23 protein-coding genes are annotated in these 17048 nt (G+C 55.8%); 11 read left to right on the top strand and 12 right to left on the bottom strand.

All coding sequences use genetic code 11. The features are described from left to right. The first annotated feature begins 26 nt into the window (after positions 1-26). A complete protein-coding gene (locus tag A3L08_RS05230) occupies positions 27-356 on the top strand; it encodes a NifB/NifX family molybdenum-iron cluster-binding protein (RefSeq protein WP_088854010.1) in 330 nt (109 codons plus the stop codon). Between the two features lie 66 nt (positions 357-422). Then, positions 423-1322, top strand: coding sequence for a cation diffusion facilitator family transporter (locus A3L08_RS05225; protein WP_088854009.1), 900 nt, complete (start codon positions 423-425; stop codon positions 1320-1322). On the opposite strand, the gene A3L08_RS05220 is transcribed toward A3L08_RS05225, so the two are convergent. Next, the gene (locus A3L08_RS05220; protein WP_088854008.1) at positions 1319-2278 is read right to left on the bottom strand and encodes a tetratricopeptide repeat protein; all 960 of its coding nucleotides are present in this window, start codon (positions 2276-2278) and stop codon (positions 1319-1321) included. The genes A3L08_RS05225 and A3L08_RS05220 overlap by 4 nt on opposite strands. 190 nt (positions 2279-2468) lie before the next feature. On the opposite strand from A3L08_RS05220, the gene A3L08_RS05215 reads away from it, so the two are divergent. From A3L08_RS05215 to glmM, 8 genes are all read left to right on the top strand, one after another. Next, entirely contained in the window at positions 2469-3413 is a 945-nt protein-coding gene (locus A3L08_RS05215) for a ribonuclease Z (protein ID WP_088854007.1), read from the top strand. Beyond that, on the top strand, positions 3410-4105 hold the full coding sequence (locus A3L08_RS05210; RefSeq protein WP_088854006.1) for a TraB domain-containing protein: 696 nt from the start codon (positions 3410-3412) through the stop codon (positions 4103-4105). Before A3L08_RS05215 ends, A3L08_RS05210 begins: the two co-directional genes overlap by 4 nt. Positions 4106-4132: 27 nt before the next feature. Then, positions 4133-4312, top strand: a complete 180-nt coding sequence (locus A3L08_RS05205) for a KH domain-containing protein (RefSeq protein WP_088854005.1) — start codon at positions 4133-4135, stop codon at positions 4310-4312. Positions 4313-4337: 25 nt separating this feature from the next. Beyond that, on the top strand, positions 4338-4934 hold the full coding sequence (locus A3L08_RS05200) for a site-2 protease family protein (RefSeq protein ID WP_088854004.1): 597 nt from the start codon (positions 4338-4340) through the stop codon (positions 4932-4934). Positions 4935-4999: 65 nt separating this feature from the next. After that, entirely contained in the window at positions 5000-5569 is a 570-nt protein-coding gene (pgiA, locus tag A3L08_RS05195) for a glucose-6-phosphate isomerase (protein WP_088854003.1), read from the top strand. A 73-nt stretch (positions 5570-5642) separates the two neighbouring features. Further along, the gene (locus tag A3L08_RS05190) at positions 5643-7007 is read left to right on the top strand and encodes an ADP-specific glucokinase (RefSeq protein ID WP_088854002.1); all 1365 of its coding nucleotides are present in this window, start codon (positions 5643-5645) and stop codon (positions 7005-7007) included. Between the two features lie 69 nt (positions 7008-7076). Next, positions 7077-8471: a mannose-1-phosphate guanylyltransferase/mannose-6-phosphate isomerase gene (locus tag A3L08_RS05185; RefSeq protein ID WP_088854001.1), complete on the top strand. Its 1395-nt coding sequence runs from the start codon at positions 7077-7079 to the stop codon at positions 8469-8471. A gap of 1 nt (position 8472) precedes the next feature. Continuing rightward, complete coding sequence (gene glmM, locus A3L08_RS05180; RefSeq protein WP_088854000.1) at positions 8473-9843, top strand: phosphoglucosamine mutase; 1371 nt, start codon at positions 8473-8475, stop codon at positions 9841-9843. Here glmM and A3L08_RS05175 read toward each other — a convergent pair. The 11 genes from A3L08_RS05175 to A3L08_RS05125 all read right to left on the bottom strand — a co-directional run bounded on the left by A3L08_RS05175 (position 9833) and on the right by A3L08_RS05125 (position 15642). Next, positions 9833-10639: an energy-coupling factor ABC transporter ATP-binding protein gene (locus A3L08_RS05175; protein WP_088853999.1), complete on the bottom strand. Its 807-nt coding sequence runs from the start codon at positions 10637-10639 to the stop codon at positions 9833-9835. The two genes, glmM and A3L08_RS05175, sit on opposite strands and share 11 nt — an antisense overlap. Then, positions 10636-11295: an energy-coupling factor transporter transmembrane component T family protein gene (locus A3L08_RS05170; RefSeq protein WP_088853998.1), complete on the bottom strand. Its 660-nt coding sequence runs from the start codon at positions 11293-11295 to the stop codon at positions 10636-10638. Before A3L08_RS05170 ends, A3L08_RS05175 begins: the two co-directional genes overlap by 4 nt. A gap of 1 nt (position 11296) precedes the next feature. Continuing rightward, a complete protein-coding gene (locus A3L08_RS05165) occupies positions 11297-11545 on the bottom strand; it encodes a PDGLE domain-containing protein (RefSeq protein WP_088853997.1) in 249 nt (82 codons plus the stop codon). Continuing rightward, positions 11542-12156 carry an energy-coupling factor ABC transporter permease gene (locus tag A3L08_RS05160; protein ID WP_088853996.1) on the bottom strand — a complete coding sequence of 205 codons (615 nt, stop codon included), beginning with the start codon at positions 12154-12156 and terminating at the stop codon, positions 11542-11544. The genes A3L08_RS05165 and A3L08_RS05160 overlap by 4 nt, the downstream gene beginning before the upstream one ends. A 149-nt stretch (positions 12157-12305) precedes the next feature. Then, entirely contained in the window at positions 12306-13109 is an 804-nt protein-coding gene (locus A3L08_RS05155; RefSeq protein ID WP_088853995.1) for a proteasome assembly chaperone family protein, read from the bottom strand. 1 nt (position 13110) lies between these two features. Further along, entirely contained in the window at positions 13111-13290 is a 180-nt protein-coding gene (locus A3L08_RS05150; RefSeq protein ID WP_088853994.1) for an RNA-protein complex protein Nop10, read from the bottom strand. Then, entirely contained in the window at positions 13290-14117 is an 828-nt protein-coding gene (locus tag A3L08_RS05145; RefSeq protein ID WP_088853993.1) for a translation initiation factor IF-2 subunit alpha, read from the bottom strand. The genes A3L08_RS05150 and A3L08_RS05145 overlap by 1 nt, the downstream gene beginning before the upstream one ends. An 84-nt stretch (positions 14118-14201) precedes the next feature. Continuing rightward, positions 14202-14399 carry a 30S ribosomal protein S27e gene (locus A3L08_RS05140; protein ID WP_012571194.1) on the bottom strand — a complete coding sequence of 66 codons (198 nt, stop codon included), beginning with the start codon at positions 14397-14399 and terminating at the stop codon, positions 14202-14204. A gap of 3 nt (positions 14400-14402) precedes the next feature. Beyond that, positions 14403-14687 (bottom strand): 50S ribosomal protein L44e, encoded by a 285-nt coding sequence (locus tag A3L08_RS05135; RefSeq protein ID WP_012571193.1) that lies wholly within the window; start codon positions 14685-14687, stop codon positions 14403-14405. 131 nt (positions 14688-14818) lie between these two features. Beyond that, positions 14819-15400: a lysine exporter LysO family protein gene (locus tag A3L08_RS05130; RefSeq protein WP_088853992.1), complete on the bottom strand. Its 582-nt coding sequence runs from the start codon at positions 15398-15400 to the stop codon at positions 14819-14821. Beyond that, entirely contained in the window at positions 15397-15642 is a 246-nt protein-coding gene (locus A3L08_RS05125; RefSeq protein ID WP_088853991.1) for a hypothetical protein, read from the bottom strand. Before A3L08_RS05125 ends, A3L08_RS05130 begins: the two co-directional genes overlap by 4 nt. A 196-nt stretch (positions 15643-15838) precedes the next feature. Here A3L08_RS05125 and A3L08_RS05120 point away from each other — a divergent pair, with 196 nt between their 5' ends. Continuing rightward, positions 15839-17038 (top strand): pyridoxal phosphate-dependent aminotransferase, encoded by a 1200-nt coding sequence (locus A3L08_RS05120; RefSeq protein WP_088853990.1) that lies wholly within the window; start codon positions 15839-15841, stop codon positions 17036-17038. Positions 17039-17048: the final 10 nt, after the last annotated feature.

The following is a 17048-nucleotide window of genomic DNA, read 5'->3' as shown; positions in this document are numbered from 1 at the left end:
AAAATTCTTTCACCCATTCTTGACCGGTGGTGAAAACGCTGGTTGCGGTTCCTACTTCAAAGGGCGGTCTCGACGATGAAGTTCACAAGAGTTTGGTGAGGGCCGAAACGTTTACGCTTGTTGAGGTTGAAGACGGAGCTGTAAAGGACGTTAAAGTCATTGAGAACCCCTACAGGCAGGAGCCTTATGGAGCAGGCTCAAAAGTTGCCCTCTTTCTGGTCAACCTCGGCATCAACGCCATAATATCAAGAACGGACTGCCCTAAGGGTAAGATGATTTTGGATTCAGCTGGGATTAAGATGGTTGTCCTCGATACCCCCATGAAAGTGGGAGATGTCCTTCGGAAGCTTCGTTGAGATTTCAATCTTAACGTTCAAAACATTTTTAAGCCCTTCACTTCACCGGAAAATGGTGGGTAAAGAATGGGCCATCACCATCATCACGGCGAGCTTAAGGGGAGGATGGCCTTCTCGATAGCTCTCAACTTGGTCATCACGATTGCCGAAGTAATCGGTGGAATCCTCTCGGGAAGCCTCTCCCTCCTCAGCGATTCCCTCCACAACTTCAGTGACTCGATGAGTTTACTCGCGAGCTACTTCGCGATAAAAATCGGCGAGAGAAGGGCCAACGAGAAGTACACCTTTGGGTACAAGAGGGCCGAAATCCTCGTTGCCTTCATAAACTCCGCCGTCCTCGTTGGGGTTTCCCTCTTCCTCCTTGTTGAGGCTTACAGGCGCTTCAAAAACCCGGAGCCGATAGACGGTCCGCTTATGCTGGGGGTTGCCTTAATAGGCCTTGGCGCCAACCTCATCTCCGTTCTCCTCCTCCACAGCCACGCTCACGAGAGCATGAATGTCCGCTCCGCTTATCTGCACCTCATGAGCGACACCCTCTCTTCCGTGGCGGTCGTCGTCGGTGGGGTTTTGATAATCAAGTGGAACGTCACCTGGGTTGACCCGCTCGTTACGGTCTTCATATCGCTCTACATCCTGAGGGAGGGCTACGAGATACTGAAGGAGAGCGTTGAGGTTCTAATGGAGGCTTCTCCAGAGCTCGACTTCGAGGTGATAAAAAGGGAAATCGAGTCCATCCCGGGAGTTAAGAACGCCCACCACTTCCATGCCTGGCGGATTGGGGAGAAGGAAATCCACTTCGAGTGCCACGTTGAGGTTGACGACATGCCGGTAAGTAAAGGCCAGGCCATAATAGACGAGGTCGAGGAAAGGCTGAGGAAGTACGGGATAACTCACGTGACGGTTCAGCTTGAGGTGAACCGGTGCACCAGTAAGAACGTGATATGCAATGAAGAAAAGAGAAGCTAAAGCTCCGCTTCCCCGAGGAACTCCAGCAGGTCTATCTGTCTCTGATCCGTAACCTTCTCGATGTATTTGCTTACCTCTTCCTCAGACATCTTGCCGTCCTTGTAGAGGGCTATCGCCTTCACCGCCTCGAAGAAGTCCTTCATGTCCGGGAAGGCCCTTGCGAACATGTCGATGTTAAGGTAGACCGTCTCGAAGTCATCCTCAAGGAAGAGCTGCCAGAGGACGTCCATGAGCGAGCCGAAGGCTACGTCCTCGTAATCCGTTCCCTTCGCGTGGATTAGGGCGTAGAGGCACTCCTGCAGGGCGGCATCGTAGTTCTCGTCGTCCTCGAATATCTCCTCGAAGCTCAGGTGGAGCTCAACGAGCAGGTCCTTCTTATCGAGGACTTTCGGGAGCAAGCCGGCGAGCATGGCCTTCGCTTCATAGACCTCGCCGCTCTCAAAGAGCACGTAAGCCCTGTGAATCCCCACCCTGAGGAGCTGCTCCTCGTCCCCAAGGTCGCGGTATATCTCCTCCGCTCTGTCCATGAGTTCAAGGGCCTTCTCGTACTCCTGGAGCTCCTCGTGGATGAGGGCCATGCTGTAGTAGACCTTGGCCACGTTCTCCACGTTGCCCTTGGCCGTCTCCTCCTCCAGAAGCGCGCGGTAGAGGTCCAGGGACTTCTCCAGCTCCCCGAGAAGGTAGTAAAGGTCAGCCAGCTCGAACTTGGCCTCAAAAGTGTCCTTCTCCTCGGCAAGCTTCTCGAACTCATTTACCATGTCTATTCCGAGAAGCTCGTGGAAGTAGTAAATGGTGAGCTTGTAGAGTTCAAAGTCCTCACATTCCAGGGCGAGCTTTTTGGCCTTTTCAAGGACCTCTTTCAGCTCCTCGTCGCCCAGCTCGTCAACCTTGTGGTACAGAAGTTCTGCAACTTTTTTGCAGTTCCTCTCCTCAATCGCCTTCAGGATCTCTTCCATGTTAGAACACCTCATAATAATTAGCCGCCTGCGAGTATTTAACACTTTGGCCGGGATTAAACGAAAGGGAGTCGAAAAGAAGGCCCAGCTATCTCGGTACTCACCCCGATACGAACCCAAAGGGGCATCAACTTGTCCTCAGATCCGAAGAAGCAGTCACCTTTTAAAGGGGTCGCGAGGAGCATACACCATGCTCGAAGTCTTCTTCCTCGGCACCGGCGGTATAATGCCCACAAAGGAGAGAAACGTGCCAGCGATAGCCCTCCGCTACAAAGGTGAGATAATCCTCTTCGATGCCGGGGAAGGCACGATGAGGCAGATGAACACCGCAAAGCTGAGCCCGATGAAGGTTGAGAAGATTTTCATAACCCACTTCCACGGCGACCACTACCTCGGACTGGCTGCATTAATCCAGACTATGAACCTCTGGGATAGGGAGAAGCCACTCCATATCTACGGGCCCAAGTACACCTTCGAGTTCGTGCAACACTTTCTAAACAGCGGCTTCTTTCGGCCCGGTTTTGATATACACGTCCACGAGCTCGGCGAGACCCGCTTAAAGTTCGGTGACTACGAAATCTGGTCCTTCAAGGTTGAACACGGCATTCCAGCCCTCGGCTACGTCTTCAAGGAGAGGGACAAACGCGGGAAGTTTCTGCCAGAGAAGTTGAGGGAATACGGCCTGAGCGAGGGGCCAATCCTTGGGAAGCTTGAGAGAGAAGGCCAAATCGAGTGGAACGGCCGTGTAATCCGCCTTGAGGACGTTACCGGGCCAAGGAAGAAGGGGCTGAAGGTGGTCTACACGGGCGACACGGAACCGGCTGAGAGGGTGAGGCTCTTCGCAGAGAGGGCCGACCTTCTGATCCACGAGGCGACCTACCTGAATCCCGGCGACAGGGGCGAGAGCTACCACTCCACAGTAGAAGAGGCCTGCGATATAGCCAGAAAGGCGAAGGTGAAGCTCCTCGCGCTCTTCCACAGGGCCTTCCGCTACACCTACGAGGAATACGTGAGGGAAGCGGAGAGGATATGCGGGGACTTCGGGGTGAACTTTATCGTCCCAAAGGACTTCGACGTGATAACCTTCAAATCCGGCTCCTGGGAGCTGAGGAATCTCCTGGAGGAGAGAGGATGAGCTACCTTCGCTACGTCAGGGTCATAGGCACGATGCACGTCTCGCCGAAGAGCAGGGAAGAGGTCATCAGGACGATACTGGAGGAGAGGCCCCACGCCGTCGCGGTGGAGCTCGACAGAACCCGCTTCATTGCCATGGGCCAGGAGAGGGAGATGACCTTCGAGGACGCGCTCCGCTTCGGGAGGCGGGGACTGATAAACTACGTCCTGGCCAAGGTTGAGGAGAAACTCGGAGAGGAGTTTGGCATGAAGCCGGGGGAGGAAATGAAGGCGGCCATAAGCACCGCCCGGGCCCTCGGCGTGCCTCTTTACCTCATCGACGAGGACATAAACGTCATACTGGGGAAGATAGCGGCCGCCCCCGCCAGAGAAAAGCTCCTGATGGCCCTCGAAGCCCTCGCTGTCTTTCTGCCCATCAAGCCCGGCGAGGGCATGCCAGACCCCATGAGCGAGTACAGAACCATGATGATGGGCTTCAAACGCCGCTATCCGTACCTCTACCGCGTCCTGGTCGAGGAGAGGAACGAGGTCATGGTCAGAAACCTCATCTCGATAGTCGATAACCTGAAGCTCCAGGGGATTAAGAGGCCCAGAGTGGTGGCAGTGGTGGGCCTCGGCCACAAGCAGGGTATCGAGCACATCCTTGACCGGGCGGAAGAAAGGGTCGCAACCAGTCGTTACTTTTATATTTGATGGACCCAAATTAAGGTGGGGATTGCCATGAAGGACAGGCTGGAAAAGATGCTCAACGTCAAAATCCTGGAAATGGAAGAGCTTGAGGACAAAATTATCGTCTACGTTCCAAAGGACCAGGTTAGAATCGCCGTCGGGAGCGGAGGAGCCGCGGTTAAGGCGGCCGAGCTCGTTATCGGCAGGAAGATTGAAGTAGTTGGCAGGTAAGTCCTGCCGTTCTGGGGGACGGTTGATGGACTACCGCGCTTGGAAGGGGAGCAGAAAGAATGAACTCGAGGACTTTGCGATTTCTTTCTTGGTACTCGTTCTACTCTTCTCAAACTTTGATCCCAGACAGTTGCCCTACGCCCTTGTGGCGGTTCTTACGGCATTCCTCTCCCATGAGCTCGCCCACAGGCAGGTGGCAAGACGCTACGGTTATAAGGCGTACTACAAACGTTGGGACACGGGGATAATGATAGCCCTCCTGTTCGGCCTCCTAACGAGGGTTCTAACGGGGAGCACATGGATATTCGCCGCCCTCGGGGCTGTCTACATATACACCCCCTACCAGTACTGGGAAGATAAGGAAGCGTACGGAAAGATAAGCCTTGCAGGCCCGGCCACCAACATAGCCGTCGGCTTCCTCTCACTGCTGATCCTGAAGTCCCTTTATCTTTCCCCATTTGCATGGAGAGTCCTCTGGACGACCGTGGTAGTGAACCTCTGGCTGGCGTTTTTCAACCTTCTCCCCTTTCCACCGCTCGACGGATATAATGTCACGCGCTGGAACACCGGCGTCTGGGCGGCTTCCATCGGCCTTGCCTACCTCCTTTACAGACTTCCATAACACTGACAGTGATACAAAAGGGAAAGGTTAAATAGGGCTTGGCTTATCTTATCCCGGTGATGCTTATGGAGTATAAGAACCCGATTGGAGTTAACATAGACCTTGAGACCGGCGTCATTCCCGGGGCGAAGAAGCTCGTCAGGAGGCTCAGCAGCCTGAAGGGTTACTTCCTCGACGAGGAGGCCTACAACGAGCTCCTCAAGGACGACCCGGTCGTTTACGAGGTCTACGCTGTGGAGCAGGACGAGAAGGACGGCGACCTCAACTTTGCCACAACCGTCCTCTACCCAGGCAAGGTCGGCAAGGAGTTCTTCTTCACGAAGGGACACTTCCACTCAAAGGCCGACAGGGCAGAGATATACTACGGCATCAAGGGGAAGGGCGGAATGCTCCTCCAGACACCGGAAGGAAAGGCCGAGTGGATACCGATGGGCCCCGGAACCGTCGTCTACGTCCCTCCCTACTGGGCGCACAGGACTGTCAACACTGGCGACGAGCCATTCATCTTCCTCGCGGTTTACCCGGCTGACGCCGGCCACGACTATGGAAGCATAGCTGAGAAGGGCTTCTCTAAGATCGTTATCGAGGAGAACGGAGAAGTTAAGGTGGTGGACAACCCGCGCTGGAGGGAGTGACTCCCTCCGCTGGCCTGTTCTTTCCCACCGTAACCCTTATTAATTTTCACACTTTACTCACTCCCGGTGATACATGATGACCTGGGACGCTCTTTACTCATCCGCTTTTGAGGCCGTCAGGAGCAGGATTGGAAGGGTCGGAAGGGTTCTTTTGGCATACAACACCAACATCGACGCAATAAAGTATCTCGACGGGAGAGACCTGGAGGGACGGATTGAAAAGGCCGGGAAGGACGAGGTTCTCCGCTACGCAGATGGGCTTCCTGAAAGGATAGAGAACGTCCCCCAGCTCCTCGGCTCGATACTCTGGAGCATAAAGAGGGGGAAAGCGGCCGAGCTCTTCGTTGAAAGCTGCTCCACGCGCTTTTACATGAAGCGCTGGGGCTGGGACGAGCTGAGGATGGGCGGCCAGGTCGGCATAATGGCCAACCTCCTCGGCGGTGTCTACGGCGTTCCGGTCATAGCCCACGTCCCCCAGCTTTCGAAACTCCAGGCGGACCTCTTCAAGGACGGGCCGATTTACGTGCCAAAGGTTGAAAACGGCTCACTCAAGCTCGTCCAACCAAGGAACTTCGCCGGGGACGAGGAGAACTGCTTCCACTACATCTACGAGTTTCCGAGGGGTTTCGGGGTCTTCGACTTCGAGGCACCGAGGGAGAACCGCTTCATAGGCTCGGCCGACGACTACAACCCGAACGTCTACATAAGGCCGGAGTTCAGGGAGAGGTTTGGGGAGATAGCCAGCGAGGCAGAGCTGGCAGTAATCAGCGGCCTCCAGGCGCTCACGAAGGAAAACTACCGCCAGCCGTTTGAAATCATCGAGGAACACCTCAAGGTTCTGAACGAGAAGGGCATTCCCGTCCACCTCGAGTTCGCGTTCACGCCAGATGAAACTGTTAGAAAGGCAATCCTGGGCTTACTCGGAAAGTTCTGGAGCGTTGGACTTAACGAGGTCGAGCTGGCATCGATAATGGAGGTTATGGGCGAGAAAAGCCTCGCTGAGAAGCTTCTCTCTCACGATCCCGTTGACCCGATAGCCGTCACTGAGGCCATGCTCAAGCTCGCTGAAAAAACCGGCGTGAAGAGGATACACTTCCACACCTACGGCTACTACCTCGCGCTGACAGACTACAAAGGCGACTTCGTCCGCGATGCCCTCCTCTTCGCGGCCCTGGCTGCTGCGGCAAAGGCGAAGCTCGGCGATGTGCGCTCGATAGACGACGTTATAAAGGCCATGGACGTTCCGGTCAATGAGAAGGCAAAGCCCGTGGAAGAGGCCCTTGTGAGGGAATACGGCATGAGAGACGGGATAGCAGAGGTTAACGGCTACCAGCTCGCATTCATCCCAACGAAGATAGTGGCAAAGCCAAAGTCCACCGTAGGAATCGGCGACACCATCTCCAGCTCTGCCTTCGTGGGCGAGTTCGCCCTCCGTTGATTTTTCCTTTCGCCAAAGTTAAAAACCTGTAACAACAAAGCAGTAGGCAGAAGCTAGATGGTGGTCGCAATGAAGACGCTGATTCTCGCCGGTGGAAAGGGGACGAGACTCTGGCCCCTCAGCAGGGAGCTGATGCCCAAGCAGTTCGTCCGCTTCCTCGATGGGGAGAGCCTCTTCCAGAAGACCGTAAAGAGGGCGCTCAAATTCTCGAAGCCCGGAGAAATCTTCATAGTCACGAACCGGAAGTACAAATTCCGCGTTTTAGACGATCTGAGCGAACTGGGCGTTGAAGTGCCTGAGGAGAACCTTCTTCTCGAACCGGTTGGAAAGAACACCCTTCCGGCGATATACTGGGGGGCAAAGCGCATTGAGGAGACCTTTGGGGACTCCATCGCTGCGGTTCTCCCGAGTGACCATCTCATCGACGCCGGGGAGGCCTACGAGAGGGCATTCAGGAACGCGGAGAAGCTCGCCAGGGAGCACCTCGTAACCTTCGGCATAAAGCCGACTAAACCCCACACGGGCTACGGCTACATCAGGCCCGGGGAGGCCCTTAGAGAAGGGGATGACATTCTCGGCTACCGTGTCGGCGAGTTCAAGGAGAAGCCAGACCTTGAAACGGCCAAGCGCTACGTTGAGGAGGGCTACTACTGGAACAGCGGCATGTTCGCGTTCAACACGGGAGTTTTCCTGGATGAGGTGAAGAAGCACGCCCCGGAAGTTGCGAAGGCCTTCGAGGAGGAGAGCATAGAGAAGGCCTACGAGCTGGCCCCGGATATAAGCATAGACTATGGGGTCATGGAGAAGACCGACAAAGCGGCGGTAGTTCCCCTCAACACCTACTGGAACGACCTGGGAAGCTTCGACGCGATCTACGACGTGCTTGAGAAGGACGAAGATGGAAACGCCGTCGTGATGAAGGGCAAGAAAACCTACCACATTGGGGTAAACTCGAAGAACAACCTCATAATGGCCGAAAGATTGACGGCAACTGTCGGCGTGGAGGATTTGATAATCATCGATACTGATGATGCCCTCTTAGTGGCCCACCGCGGTGAGGGGCAGAGGGTTAAGGAGGTTTACAAGCGCCTGAAGGAGCGGAATGATGAGCGGGCGCTTGTGCACAGAACCGCTTACAGGCCGTGGGGAAGCTACACGGTCCTTGAGGAGGGCGAGCGCTACAAGATAAAGCGCCTCACCGTTCTGCCGGGCAAGAAGCTGTCGCTCCAGATGCACTACCACAGGAGCGAGCACTGGGTCGTGGTGAGAGGAACCGCCAAAGTCCGCGTCGGGGACGAGGAGATACTCCTAAGGCCCGGTGAGAGCACCTTCATCCCGGCAGGAGTTATTCACCGCCTTGAAAACCCGGGAAAAGTTGTTCTTGAAGTTATCGAGACCCAGATCGGTGAATACCTAGGTGAGGACGACATAGTCCGCTTTGAGGACGATTTCGGGAGGGGTTGAAATGGGAAAGCTCTTCGGAACCTTTGGAGTCCGCGGAATAGCGAACGAGAAGATAACGCCGGAGTTCGCCCTTAAGATGGGCATGGCCTTCGGGACGATGCTCAAGAGGGAGGGAAGGAAAAGGCCCCTAGTCGTTGTCGGCAGAGACACCAGGGTAAGCGGGGAGATGCTGAAGGACGCTTTAATCAGCGGCCTGCTAAGCGTCGGCTGTGACGTGATAGACGTTGGCATAGCTCCAACTCCTGCAATCCAGTGGGCAACTGCCAACTTCAACGCCGATGGAGGAGCCGTCATAACCGCCAGCCACAATCCACCCGAGTACAACGGCATAAAGCTCCTCGAGCCGAACGGCATGGGCCTGAAAAAGGAGAGGGAAGCGGTCGTTGAGGAGGTTTTCTTCAAGGAGGACTTTGACAGGGCCAGATGGGACGAGATAGGTGAAGTCCGCGAGGAGAACATCATCAAGCCCTACATCGAGGTGATAAAGAGCAGAGTGGACATCGAGGCGATAAGGAAGAGGAAACCCTTTGTCGTTGTCGACACCTCCAACGGCGCCGGCTCGCTCACGCTTCCATACCTGCTCAGGGAGCTCGGCTGTAAGGTTGTTTCTGTAAACGCCCACCCGGACGGCCACTTCCCGGCCAGAAACCCGGAGCCCAACGAGGAGAACCTTAAGGAGTTCAAGGAGATAGTTAAGGCCCTTGGTGCAGACTTCGGCGTTGCCCAGGACGGCGACGCTGACAGGGCGGTCTTCATAGACGAAAACGGTCGCTTCATCCAGGGCGACAAGACCTTCGCGCTCGTTGCCGACGCCGTGCTGAGGGAAAACGGCGGCGGGCTTCTCGTTACTACCATAGCTACATCAAACCTCCTCGATGACATAGCGAAGCGTAACGGGGCAAAAGTGATGAGAACCAAAGTCGGCGACCTCATTGTTGCCAGGGCCCTTCTGGAGAACAACGGTACCCTCGGCGGCGAGGAGAACGGCGGCGTTATCTTCCCGGACTTCGTCCTGGGAAGGGACGGTGCGATGACTACTGCCAAGATAGTCGAGATATTCGCCAAATCGGGCAAGAAGTTCAGCGAGCTTATCGATGAACTGCCCAAGTACTACCAGTTCAAGACGAAGAGGCACGTCGAGGGCGACAGAAAGGCAATAGTGGCAAAGGTCGCCGAGCTCGCTGAGAAGAGAGGTTACAGGATAGACACAACAGACGGAACCAAGATAATCTTTGACGACGGCTGGGTTCTCGTGAGGGCGAGTGGCACCGAGCCGATAATCAGGGTCTTCAGCGAAGCTAAAAGCGAGGAGAAGGCGAAGGAATACCTGAACCTGGGGCTTGAGCTGCTGGAGGAGGCCCTTAGGGCCTGATTCTCCCGGCTTTCCACTCTTCCAGCAGTTTCTTTCCTTCCTCAACGCTCCCAGGAACCGGAAGGTCCAGGCTCAGGAAGAGCTCTGCCAGCGGCGGGACATCGAGGTTGTGTTCCCTCAGAAGGTCGGGGTTTCCGAGTACCTCTTTGGGCGTTCCGACTGTGACTATTCTTCCCCCGTCCATCAGGGCTATCCTGTCGCAGAGCGAGAGGTACTCGGCCTCGTGGGAGGCGAGGATAACTGTTTTTCCTTGGTTCTTCAGCCCGAGGATAAGCTCCCTCATCAGCTTTTTGCCCCTGAAGTCCAGGTTGGCAAAGGGCTCGTCGAAGACGATGATTTCAGGTTCTATCGCTAAGACTGTTGCTATCGCTATCCTCTTCTTCTCGCCGAAACTCAGCTCCTTTGTGTCCCTATTGAGGTATTCAACCATGCCAACGAGCTCCAGCGCGTTCAATACTCTCTTCCTCAGCTCCTCTCCGCGGAGACCGAGGTTGTAGGGGCCGAAGGCGACGTCCTCAAACACCGTCGGCGAGAAGAGCTGGTCGTTTGGATCCTGAAAGACTATCCCGACCTTTCTCCGGACTTCCCTCGGGTTTTTTGCCGGGTCAAGGCCGTCCACGAGAACCTTTCCCCTCTTCGGCTTTAGTATGCCGTTAAGGTGGAGGATTAGGGTGCTCTTTCCAGCCCCGTTCGGCCCGAGGAGTCCAAAGATTTCTCCCCTCTCTATGGCAAGGCTTATCCCCCTCAACACCTCCCTGCCGGAGTAGGAGAAGTGAACGTCTTCCAGCTCTATCATACCAGCAGACCCCCCAGTGCGAGAAGGACCAGTGTCGCCGTTTGGACGCTTGGTCTCGGCTCTTCCAGGCTGGGAAACTCTCCGAAGCCCCTGGAGAGCATGGCGTTGTATATCCTCCCGTTCCTGAGGTATGCCCTGACGAAAACCTCTCCTATGAGGGAGCCGAGCTTCCTGTAGTACTCCCTTTTCCCCACGCCAAAGGTCCTCGAGTCCAGGGCGCGCTTCATCCTCATGGCTTCTTCCACGAAGAGGTCGAGGTAGCGGTAGGTGAAGGCCAGTGTCAGGGTGAGCACCCTGGGAAATCTAAGGGCCTCCATCTCGGCGAGTATCCTGGAGAAGCCCACGGAGTCCGTCACAACCACGGCCGTTCCCGCGGAGAGGAAAGCCTTGCCGAGGAGGGTGAAGAAAGAGTACACTCCTTCGTGGGTTATCGGGCCGAGGGGCGTCTCCAGAAGCGGCCTTCCAGGGTTAAACAGGGCCATAACGAACAGCAGACCTTCAAAGCCGAGGAGAAAGCCGAGCTTTTTGAAAACGCTCCTCTTAGGTCTCATTATGAGTGCAACCACCAGGAAAAGGAGTGCGAAGTAGGCTAACTCGGTGAGGCTCTTTCTCGTCACCACGCCAATTGCATAAAGGAAAATGAAGGGCAGATACACCTCAGGCACCCCTGGCGAGCTTTGCCAGGCCGTAGCCAACCCCAAAGGCCAGAGTGATTCCGAGCAGGCCCATGGCGAAGCTCTGGCCCCAGGTTTCGCCGTAGTCGAGAGGCGCTTGATAGACGGGCTTCTCCTCAAGGCCAACCTTTTCCATAGTTGCCTCCAGCCCGTCGGGATTGCTCGACGCGAGGGGTAACACTATCGCCAGGAGGAGGGCTATAATTATCAACCCCTTGAAAACCGTCCTCATGCCGGCACCCCCTCAATCGACGGAAGCTTCACCCTTACGGCGTGGACTATCAGGACGGTGAGTACAGCCTCGCCGATTCCGATTATCGAGTGATAGCCGACCATCAGGGTGAGAACCCTGAGGAACGGGAGGCTGTGGCTGAGGCCTATCTCGACGCTGGCAAGGGCCGCCCCAAGGACGACGGAGAGCCATGCTGAAAGGCCCATCGCGAGGGTCTCGTTGATGTTCTTGAGCTTTGTGTAAAGGGCATATCCTATGAATGCCCCGATCAGCCCCATGTTGAGGATGTTTGCACCGATTGCGGTTATTCCTCCGTCCCCGAAGAGGAGCGTCTGTATGAGCAGAACCGCGGTCATGACCATCACAGCTGCGTAGGGCCCGAGGAGTATTGCAACAAGCGTTGCCCCGAGGAGATGCCCGCTGACGCCGCCTATTATCGGGAAGTTGACCATCTGGGCCGCGAAGATTCCAGCGGCGAAGAGGCCGAGGAGCGGGATTTTTTCCTCAGGAAAGTCCTTGAGCTTTCTCGCAGAATACCCAACTGCTAAGGCGGTTATTATATACGTAACTGCTATCACAGGGGTGCTCAGCAGACCGTCAGGTATGTGCAACTCGAACACCTCCCTTTTGGTGTCATCAATTACAAGAAGAGTAGCACGAAATAAAAGCGTTTTTAAAACCGCGTATTACCAACCAAAGGTTTGAAACGGCCCTGCCAAAGCGGGGTTGTCATGTAAGAAATACAAGAAAAGGCGGGAGTTCAGAGGTAGCCCCTGTCCTCCTCTTCCTGCGTTGAGGGGGGCATCTGCTGTTCGAGCATAGCCCTCTGCATCTCCTGGACCTTCCTGAGTATCTCCTCTGTCTCCCTGGCGCGCTCCTCGAGGGCGGTCATGTCTATCTCGAGTCCCAGAACCTTGGTAACTGCTAGGAGGACGGACTTGGCCGACTTGGCGTCGACTATGTAGCCGAGGCTCTCACCGAGCAGGCTTATGCCGTACATGGAGCGGAGCTTGCCCATCCCGAGGAGTAGACCAGCTGCCCCGACTATCGCGCCACCCTCATCCTCTCTCCAGATAACCTCAACCTGGCAGTCCTTGAGCTTCTCCTGATAACGGCCAACCAGATCCTCGTGAGTCACCGCTGCTAAAACCCTCGGCTCACCCTGGAGCTCCGGAACCTGGTAGCCGCCCATGGTGATTATCTCCCTGACACCGAACTTGCTCACGAAGTCGAGCATCTTGCCCACGACCTCATAGTGGCCCGGACTGTCAGTTGGAGCGACCTGCTGGTCGCCGGTGATGATAATGACGTCCCTGCCGTTCTCGTCGGGGTTCTTCCAGTAGTAGAATTCGTTCTTCATGAGCTCGACGACGGAGCCCTTCTTGATGAGAACCTGGTGCATGAAGTGTGGTGAATAGAGCTCAGCGAACTTTACCGCGTTAAGCTCCTGGATGAGGTGCTCAGCGGCCAGCTTCCCAACGAGGCCTATTCCCGGGAGCCCCTCAATGAACACGGGGTCCCTGAGTTCGGGCCTCTCCAGAACGTAGATGGTGGTCTCCTTCATCTCACTCCCCCCTGGCTATGCCCATCTGTTCGCGCTTCAGCCTGCGCCTGTACTCCCCGTAGGGATCTTCGGGCGAGAAGCGCGGCGGGTGGGCTACCTTGGTTTTCTCTCCACAGACGGGGCAGGTCTCCTTCAGGGTGTAGCGCCCACAGCTGGGGCACTTCCTTATCCTGAAGTGCATCAGCTACCCCTCTTCTTGACTTTCTTTATGCGCTTCTCCTTCCTTATGAGGGTCGCCTCTCCGCCCGCTTCCTTGATAACGCGGAGTATCTCCTCAGCTATGTCTTCAAGGACTTCCTCGGCCTTGTGGTAGTCCGGGGCAGTGACGTCTATCCTGTAGCGCGGCGCCCCCTGGTAGGAGAACTTGACCTCTATCTCTTTCTCCTCGTTGGCCCTGTCGCGCGCCCTTATCAGCGCCTCTTTGATAATCTCAATGCCATTTGGCTTTGGAACTGTTATCTCGAACTCCGCGTCGATGGTGACGGTCGGGATTTCAACGTAGGCCTCGATTATTGGCCTGAGCGCCTCTATCCACTCGTCGCTTATGAGTCCCTTGAGAACTTCTATCCCGTTCTGGGCGGCGTCTTCAAAGGCCGCGTAAACCTCCCCGTACTCTTCCTCGAGCGGAACCCAGACCTCCCTCCAGGCGGTCTCGAAGTCCTTTCCTATCTTCTCGGCTGCCATCTTGAGCAGGTTCTCAGCCTTCTGGGCGCGCTTGTACTCCTGGAGCTTGGCCTTCCTCTGCTGCTGGTTTACGCGCTTGAGGCTCAGGTCGATATGTCCCTTCTCCGGGTCAACGCGGATGACCTTGGCGACTATCTTCTGGCCCTCCTTGATGTGGTCCCTTATGTTCTTGACCCAGCTCGAGGCAACCTCGCTTATGTGCATGAAGCCCTCTTTTCCGGGATACTCATCGAGCTTGAGGAATGCACCGTAATTGTGAATGTTCTTAACGGTAGCGACCACGAACTCTCCCTCTTCTGGGTACTCTTTGGCTTTCCTTGGCATTACAACCACCTCAAAATTTTCTCTGCCGGGGTAAGTTACGAAAAGAGGTATTTAAAGTTTAGCAGAACGAAAAGAAGGAGAGGTTCACTCGAGAACCTCGAGTATCTTGGCCTTTATGACACCTTTTCCGCCGGTCGGCTCGACGAGCGTTGCTCCGCAGACGAGGCAGCGGACGGTCGTGGCAGGGTTGCTGAAGACTATCTGCTCGTTGCCGCAGTCGATGCACTTAACGCGGAGGAACCTGCTCCTCGGCATGGGGATGAGGTTCTTCGGGAGCGCCATGCGTCACACCTCCACCAGCTCAAACTTCTTAACACGGAAGCCCTGTCCCCTCGTGTGGGCCTTGCCGCAAACGGTGCACCTAAAGCGAAGGTCGAGCTTCTTGACCGGTTTCTCCCTTCCGGCCGGGTTCGGCCTCGGGAAACCGCGGTAACCCTTCATGATTCTGCGGAATCTCCTCTGGCCCTGGCTGAGCTCGCTCCTCGGCCTCTTCTTGACCTTCTCGACCTTGTGGATCGTGTGCTTTTTACAAAACGGGCAGTAAGTCCTTATCTGCTTCGGGTACTTCATTCTCTCACCTCCGAGAGCGGCCCGGTGGGCTCCTACTCGCCCCGGCCTCGGACACCCCCGAGCCATGAGGCATGATAGCGCCTGCAAACCCCGGTAGCCCGGAGGCTTTAAAAAAGTTTTTGCCTGCGCACCTAAAGCTGGAGAATGAACGGCACCACGAACGGAACGAGAGCCGTTAGCACGAAGCCGTGAACGAAGGCTATAAGAGCCACCTCGCTCCCGCCGAACTTCGTTAGGAGGGGCAAGGTCGTGTCCATTGTCGTAGCTCCACCCATTGAAACCGCCAGCTCCTTCGGGAGCCTCTTTATTGCAAGGGGGTAAAACAGGACGGTTAATATCTCCCTCATGAGGTTTGCCAGGAAGCCCAGCGTGCCGTAAACGGCAGAGTACTGGCCTATAAGCGGGCCTGTGAGTGAGTACCAGCCGCAGCCGGCCGAGACTGCCAGGCCCCACTTGAGTTCTATGCCGAGGAGCAGTGATGCCACCAGCCCCCCTATGAGAGAGCCTATGAGCGTCCCGAGGGGTAGCTTCACCGCCAGTTTCCCGAGCTTTTTGATCTCTCCCAGCCTGAAGCTCCCGCCCAGGTCGATCCCGATGATGAGTATGAGCAAGTATAACATGACCTCGTACAGGTTGCCGAAGTCAGGGGCGTAGAAGTGGCCGACCGCCATGCCCGCTATGAGCGACGCCAGAACATAAGCCAGGAACCTCATCTCCTACCACCCACCAGAAGGGCCATTCCAACGCTTCCGGCTATGGTGAGGGCCGCGAATACAATTGACGAAACCAGCAGCCACCCCGCGTTTATCTCGACCTTCCCTGCCTCAACGCCCATGAAGAATATCAGCAGGAGCAGTGCGGCACTCATGGGCAGGTCTACGTTGAGCTTCTTTCCGCGCTTCCGGAGGGTGTACCCTATCAGAACGCCGGCAAGCAGGGGGATGAATATGTTCATGCAACGAGATGGCTCTGAATGTTAATAAAGCTATCGAGGGGCTCGGAGGGTGTTCACGTCATCATTCGTGAGCGTTCAGTTTGCTTGCTAATCGTCATCGCCCGCCATAAGTTTGGAACGTCCCTTTTTAAATCTGACCTGATGCCGATGCCAAGGTTTTTATGATGGACTTCCCTTCATTCAAATGGTGATTGATATGATCCGCGCATCCGAAAGGGCAATGGGTATTGAGTACGCCATAAGGGACGTCGTTCTTCCAGCCAGAGAGCTCGAAAAGAAGGGAATAAAGGTTATCAGACTCAACATCGGTGATCCCGGCAAATACGACTTTCAGCCGCCGAAGCACATGAGGGACGCCTACTGTAAGGCCATCCAGGAGGGCCACAACTACTACGGCACCAGCGAGGGCCTTCCAGAACTCAGGGAGGCCATTGTCCAGCGTGAAAAGAGAAAGAACGGCGTCGACATTACTCCTGAAGACGTCCGCGTTACCGCCGCGGTTACGGAGGCCCTTCAGTTCATATTCGGCGCCCTCCTCAACCCCGGCGACAACATACTCGTCCCCAGCCCGAGCTATCCGCCTTACACAGGCCTGGTCAAGTTCTACGGCGGTGTTCCGAACGAGTACCTCACCGTTGAGGAGAACGGCTGGCAGCCGGACATCGACGACATGAGGAAGAAGATCAACGAGAAGACGAAGGCCATAGCGGTGATAAACCCGAACAACCCAACGGGAGCACTCTACGAGAAGAAGACCGTGAGGGAAATCCTCGACCTGGCTGGTGAGTACGGCCTGCCGGTCATAAGCGACGAGATATACGACCTCATGACCTACGAGGGGGAGCACGTTTCACCCGGCTCGCTCACCAAGGACGTTCCGGTCATCGTCATGAACGGCCTCTCCAAGGTCTACTTCGCCACGGGCTGGCGCCTCGGCTACTTCTACTACGTTGACCCCGAGGACAAACTCTCCGAAGTGAGGGAAGCCATAGACAAGATGGCGAGGATAAGGATATGCCCGAACACTCCGGCCCAGTTCGCGGCGATAGCGGGCCTCACCGGGCCGATGGACTACCTCAAGGAATACATGGCCAAGCTTAAGGAGAGGAGGGACTACATCTACAAGCGCCTAACCGAGATTCCGGGAATAAGCACCACCAAACCGCAGGGAGCCTTCTACATATTCCCGCGCATCGACGAACGCTCCAAGTGGAAGAACGACAAGGAGTTCGTCCTCGACGCCCTCAACGAGGCCCACGTGCTCTTCGTCCACGGCTCAGGCTTCGGCTACGCCGGCGACTGGCACTTCAGGATAGTCTTCCTGCCGCCAGTCCCGATTCTGGAAGAGGCCATGAACAACTTCGAGGCATTCATGAGGAGGAAGCTGGGTTCCTGACACCTTTTTC

It is taken from the genome of Thermococcus pacificus (assembly GCF_002214485.1).
GTDB classification, from domain to species: domain Archaea; phylum Methanobacteriota_B; class Thermococci; order Thermococcales; family Thermococcaceae; genus Thermococcus; species Thermococcus pacificus.
This window is presented reverse-complemented; position numbering and strand designations above follow the sequence as displayed.